This is a genomic window from Enterococcus sp. 3H8_DIV0648, from assembly GCF_002140655.1.
In the GTDB taxonomy this organism is placed as follows: domain Bacteria; phylum Bacillota; class Bacilli; order Lactobacillales; family Enterococcaceae; genus Enterococcus_A; species Enterococcus_A hulanensis.
This window is the reverse complement of record NZ_NGLG01000006.1, coordinates 1-5,618: the sequence shown is the minus strand read 5'-3', so window position 1 is coordinate 5,618 and position 5,618 is coordinate 1. Positions and strand designations below refer to the sequence as shown.

The 5,618-nt window shown below is 39.0% G+C and carries 5 protein-coding genes; 2 read left to right on the top strand and 3 right to left on the bottom strand.

The genetic code is table 11. The features are described from left to right. A partial coding sequence (locus tag A5875_RS22860) for a PucR family transcriptional regulator (protein ID WP_088935901.1) occupies positions 1–1,540 on the bottom strand: 1,540 nt, incomplete at its 3' end. Positions 1,541–1,750: 210 nt separating this feature from the next. Next, a complete protein-coding gene (locus A5875_RS22855; protein ID WP_088935900.1) occupies positions 1,751–2,347 on the bottom strand; it encodes an ATP-dependent Clp protease proteolytic subunit in 597 nt (198 codons plus the stop codon). A gap of 295 nt (positions 2,348–2,642) precedes the next feature. On the opposite strand from A5875_RS22855, the gene A5875_RS22850 reads away from it, so the two are divergent. Further along, positions 2,643–4,076: an amino acid permease gene (locus A5875_RS22850; protein WP_088935899.1), complete on the top strand. Its 1,434-nt coding sequence runs from the start codon at positions 2,643–2,645 to the stop codon at positions 4,074–4,076. 163 nt (positions 4,077–4,239) lie between these two features. Further along, entirely contained in the window at positions 4,240–4,941 is a 702-nt protein-coding gene (locus A5875_RS22845) for a DUF554 domain-containing protein (protein ID WP_088935898.1), read from the top strand. Between the two features lie 48 nt (positions 4,942–4,989). Here the strand turns inward: A5875_RS22845 and A5875_RS22840 are convergent, their stop codons facing one another. Further along, positions 4,990–5,415, bottom strand: a complete 426-nt coding sequence (locus A5875_RS22840; RefSeq protein ID WP_088935897.1) for a GNAT family N-acetyltransferase — start codon at positions 5,413–5,415, stop codon at positions 4,990–4,992. Positions 5,416–5,618 lie beyond the last annotated feature (203 nt).

Sequence of the window (5,618 nt, the reverse complement as noted above, 5' to 3'; positions counted from 1 at the left end):
AGATTAGACAGGCTACGTAACATTCATAGCTCTCAGAAAAGCGCATGACATTGTAGCCTAAAACTTCGCTGATTTTTTTAATACGATACTTCACCGTATTTTTATGAATAAATAATTGTTCGCTGCAAACTTGATAATCCGCTCCCGCATCCAATAAAAAACTGCACAAAGTCATGAGCTGTTCTTTGCTGTCCATAATTGGTGCCAGCACGTTCAAGGTCTCTTCCACTTCTGCTTCTCCGGCTTGAATCAATTTACTCGCATGAACAACTTGGCGAATCTCACTGATAGAAAAACTTTTCTTCCCGTGGAATAGTTTTGGCAGCTGCAAAGCGACTTTATTGACTAATTGATATGTCATTCGTACATCAGTCGTATTTCGTAGCCGCGGGCACAAAACAATACTATCAATCATCTCTTGATACGGAGTGGTTTGCAGATAATCCTCTCCCAGCTCTAATTCTGAATCATTGTGGCAATAATTTCCCAATAATACGATCAATTGATCATCAATTAATTGTGCTACACAGGTCTTATAATAGTTCGAAGCATAGGCGAGAATATTTTCTTTTAACTTTTTTTCTTCTCTCAGATCATTTAATTGCAGCAGCCACATCAACCCGATCCCTTTGACGTTGATCTTCAAATGATTGGCCAAGCGATACATTTTTTCACTTTCATCATTTAAGATAGCTTGGACTAAAGCATATTCACTGATCTCTCCATGTTTTTTACCCCATAGGTTCATCGCAACCTGCAACAATTCCACCGCCTGAGTACATTCCACTTCCGTCAACAGCTCATGTTCCTTCAAAAGATAAAAACGCAGCATACCGTTTTCTTTGTGATAAAGTTCTTTGTAAAAAATCGCAAAATCATTTTTTTGAACCTGCTGGCCGTCATCCACCACTACACGGCGTAATATTCGTTCTAAATCGATGGAAGAGTTGCGAGGCCATTTGATTTGATTGACTATTTCATTATCCGCATTTGTCAGAATAATATTTGTGCGTAACAGGTCAGATAGCAGCTTCAATGTTACTTCGACGGTCCGTAAATGCTCTGGCAAAAGTGACGCCTTTTCCAACACCTCATTCACTATATTTTCAGTTGGCCGTTCCTTCAAGATTTCCGCCATTACTTCGACAATTACTTCACTGTAACGAATTTGGCTTTGATTTTTTGGCATTTGAATAATGACAAAGTCTAGTTCTTCTGCTGTTTTGATCACTTCCGGTGACAATCTTGGCAGCACGATTCCCACATAGTAAAGAATGATTCCCAACTCACCCATCTTATGTAATCGACAAATTGTTTCACACTGTTTTGCTATATCGTCCTTGATGTTAAAAAAAGATGTCAGCATCAACTCCCCAGAGCGGTATTCATTTGTCTCAAGCAAAGCTGCACAGTCATCCATATTTGAAATATCCAAGAAAGATAAAGATGTGACTGTCTGATTCAAACAATTTTGTCCACTCATCAACTGAGCCTCACGCAAAGAAGGTAAGCCTAACAACTCTTTCAATTTCGCACCCAAATTTGTTCCTCCTTAAAATTTTCACATCAAATTTTATTTTTCTTCTAACCTTAGCAGATTCATAATTTGTTGTCTATTCATTTTTATTCAAAAAAGGTTAAAATTTTTTGCATAAAAGAAACAGCTCATTTTTCCGATGTGCTGAGTGTTTTTCACCTTCAGACCATAAAAAAGAGACGAGCTCGCGCTCGTCTCACTGTTCTTTGATTCTTATTTAACGGCTGTATCGGATTCAACGATCTTTCCGACAATTCCATAATCTTTGGCTTCTTCTGCTGAAAGCCAGAAATTCCGATCAGTATCTTGTTCGATTTTTTCTAGTGTTTGACCTGTCGCTTTAGCAATCAGTTTGTTCACACGTTTGCGCATGCGCAGGATTTCTTTCGCTTCGATTTGGATCTCAGTCGATTGACCTTGCACACCGCCGGCTGGCTGATGGATCATGTAGCGGGTATTTGGCAAACTGTAGCGATCTTTCTTATCCGCAGCTAAATAGATCGTAATCCCTGCACTGGCCACCCAGCCGGTACCGATCATTTTTACTTTTGGTTTAATAAAACGGATAACGTCGTGGATCGTGTCGCCAGATTCCACATGACCGCCTTGACTGTTGATGAACATAGTAATAGGGTCATCATTGATCGCTGACAAATAAAGCAGCTGTTCTGTCACCGTCTTCGCCAATTCTTGTGTAATTTCACCATAAATTAAAATCGTCCGTTGCTTCAATAATTTTAGCAACATTGGATTTTTTTCTTCCATTTTTTCCGTTTGTTCGTTTTCTTCCTCAGCTAAAAAGTCATTCATATAAAGTACCTCCTAAATTTCGTATACTTACTCGTGCTTCTAGTATAGCCAAAAAACTTTGGAAATGATAGAAAGAGCACTTTTTTTGGAGGAATTTTGATAAGGAAATTTCTGACCTCTACTAGAAATATGATAAACTCACTCCAAGAAACGGTTTTTAGTAGCACTATTTTATTTTTTATGGGAAGATAGATCGTATTTTGTGAACAGGAAGGGGATCTTTGTGGCCTATCGAAACAAACCTCCATCATTGGCTGCTCTGCTGAAATATTTTTAAATAAAAGGAGCAACTTACATGATTGAGGAAAAGAAAAGCTTTATCTCATGGCCTGTACTTGCCATGATGTCGTTTGTTACGGTCATCGGTTTTGATGATATTATTTATAACTTTGCCAACCAAGGATTAGGTGTGATTACTTCTTGGATCATTTTACTGCTATTATATGTGATTCCCTACTCTTTGATGGTGGGACAATTAGGATCAGTTTTTAATCACGAAGGGGGCGGCTTAACTTCGTGGGTGCGGGGGACCAGCGGCGATCGTTTGGGTTATTTCACGGCTTGGACTTATTGGGCAGCGTCAATCCCATACGTAGTCGATACTGCTAATGCCGTAGTCGTCGGCTTTGGCTGGCTGATCAATGGCAATGATTCTATGGAAGACAAAATGTCGAACTCGATGTTTGCCTTATTGACCTTTTGTGTTTTCTTAGCCTTTATTTTTCTGCAACGCCACTTTAAAAAATCATTGGAAGTGTTAAGCACTTTAGGCGGCGGGGCCATGTTCATCATGGCGATCCTATTTGTCTTTATGACCTTCGCTTCATTATTTATGCCAAACGGACACATCGAAACACAGCCTATGAATCTTAGCGCTGTTATCCCAAAATTCGATCTTCATTATTTAACAACGATTGGATTATTGATTTACGCGATTAACGGTGCGGAATTGGTTGCACCATTCGTGACTCGAATGCGCAAACCGCAAAAAGATTTTCCAAAAGCGATGATCATGCTGACAGTGATGACGATTTTCTTAACAGTCTTTGGTTCATTCTCATTAGGGGTCTTCTTTAACGCTCATCATTTGCCAAATAATTTGAAGATGAACGGTTCTTATTATGCTTTTCAACGTTTGGGAGAATTCTTCCATCTAGGAAATACCTTAATGTATGTTTTCGCGGTGACACAGATCATTTATATGTGCGCTCTGTTGGCTGTTTTATTGGATGCGATGACTCGGATGCTGATCTCTGATACGGGTAAACAGTTCATGCCGAAGAAATTGACGAAGCTGAACGAGGATGGTTTACCAATTAATGGCTACATTTTGACGACTGCCTTAAGTGCCTTTATCTTATTATTAGGTGTTTTTCTGCCTGAGATGAATGACATCTTCAATTGGCTGTTAAATCTGAACGGAATTATTTCACCAGGAGTAACCTGTTGGATCTTCTATGCCTTCATTCGAATTCGTTTAGACAGCCGAAAATTTCAGTCAGATTATGTCTTTATCAAAAATGACCGTATGGCTGTTTTTGTCGGCGGCTGGTGTTTAGCGGTTACCATTATTGCTACATTATTTGGGGTTTTACCGCAAGATGCTGCTTATGGATCAAGTCTATTCTGGCACGAACTAATCATCAACATTGTCGGCATCGTTGTATTGATTGGTTTAGGCTTCATCATGCCGACTCTAGCCAAACGTGAACGTGAAAAAGCCGCTTAATTATTCATTCTAACTATTTAAGACTGCATCACCTGTCTATTTTTGTGGATGGGGATGCAGTCTTTTTTGATTGCTATTCAAAAAAATTTCCACTCATGGTAAGATGATGTCTAAATAACGTTTAATTATTCTTTAATCGAAATCATAGAAACGGGTGAGTGTTATGTTGTTGTTTGGGTCAATAGTGAATTGTCTCGCGATTATAGCGGGGAGTTTTTCTGGTATCGTTCTGCGAAATATTACAGAGCAGACGAAGGATACCGTTACAAAAGGAATTTCCTTAGGTGTCATCGCCTTAGCGATCCAAATGTCGCTGCAGGCAAGTTCGTTTATCGTGATTATCATCAGTATTTGTCTGGGAGGGATGATCGGGGAATTTTTAAAGATTGAAGACTCCATGACTCGATTAGGCTTATTTCTGGAAAATCGATTTGCCCGCGGGAATAGTAATTTTGCAGAGGGCTTTGTGACCGCAACCTTAATCTATGTGATTGGTTCGATGGGAATTATTGGGGCAATTGAAAGCGGCGTTAGCGGCAATCATCAGACTTTGTTCACTAAAGCAGTGATGGACGGCTTCATGTCGATCATGTTAACTGCATCTTTAGGTATCGGAGTTCTTTTTTCAGCCTTTCCGGTTTTGATCTACCAAGGTGCCATCACGATCTTTGCCAGCATCATCGTCCGTTACTTGCCAAAAGAATTGCTAGATAGTCTTATGAATGAAATCAGTGCAATCGGCGGATTGATGATTTTAGCAATCGGCTTAAATGTCATGAAGCTCACCAAAATTCGCGTTTCCAATTATTTACCAGGGATTTTAGTTTTGATTGTCATTATGGTCCTTCAATATTATTATTTCTAGCAACAACTTTATAAAACTGGATTAAAAATAAGCAGATGAAAGGAAAATTCATCTGCTTATTCTTTTGACTAAGTAATATTTTGTTGTGCCGACCATTGGAACATCTTCCAGCTCACCAAAAACCTCATACCCGTGCTTTAGATAGAAGCCTAATGCTTGATAAGCCTTCGTTGTCAAAGTAATCGTTTTTACTTTTTCCTGAAGCGCCTGCTCTTCGATTGCTTGCATCAATTTGGTGCCTACTCCTAATTTTTTATACGCGTCTCCTACACCCAACAATGAAATATGCAGTGTATCGTATTGCTTTTTGCCAACAACTGCTCCGGCTAATTGATCATCGATCCACGCTCCATAGGCTAGCGTCTTTTCATCTGCATCCAACATATTATCCGAAAATTGTGTTTTGTGCTGCTGTTCAAATACTTCATCTAAAAAAGGCATTAAAGCTGCTCTTTCACTCTGTCTGATTTCCATCTTTTCACTTCCAGTACTTTTTTATAGGTCGCAACCTGCTAACATGAAAATTCGCAAATGATTCGATTAAAGGTTTGTAGTTGCTTCAAAGCCCATTCTATCACGATTCTGGCAAATGAAAAAAATAGATTTGCTGATAAAATGATAATTACCAAAAAGTAAATTAGAAATCTGTAAAGTGAATTATATTGTTGCTTATCTTC

What these genes read in the sequence shown, in the direction of transcription:
- A5875_RS22855 (WP_088935900.1), bottom strand. Translation starts at nt 2,347, where the DNA reads ATGAATGACTTTTTAGCTGAGGAAGAAAACGAACAAACGGAAAAAATG.
- A5875_RS22850 (WP_088935899.1), top strand. Translation starts at nt 2,643, where the DNA reads ATGATTGAGGAAAAGAAAAGCTTTATCTCATGGCCTGTACTTGCCATG.
- A5875_RS22845 (WP_088935898.1), top strand. Translation starts at nt 4,240, where the DNA reads ATGTTGTTGTTTGGGTCAATAGTGAATTGTCTCGCGATTATAGCGGGG.
- A5875_RS22840 (WP_088935897.1), bottom strand. Translation starts at nt 5,415, where the DNA reads ATGGAAATCAGACAGAGTGAAAGAGCAGCTTTAATGCCTTTTTTAGAT.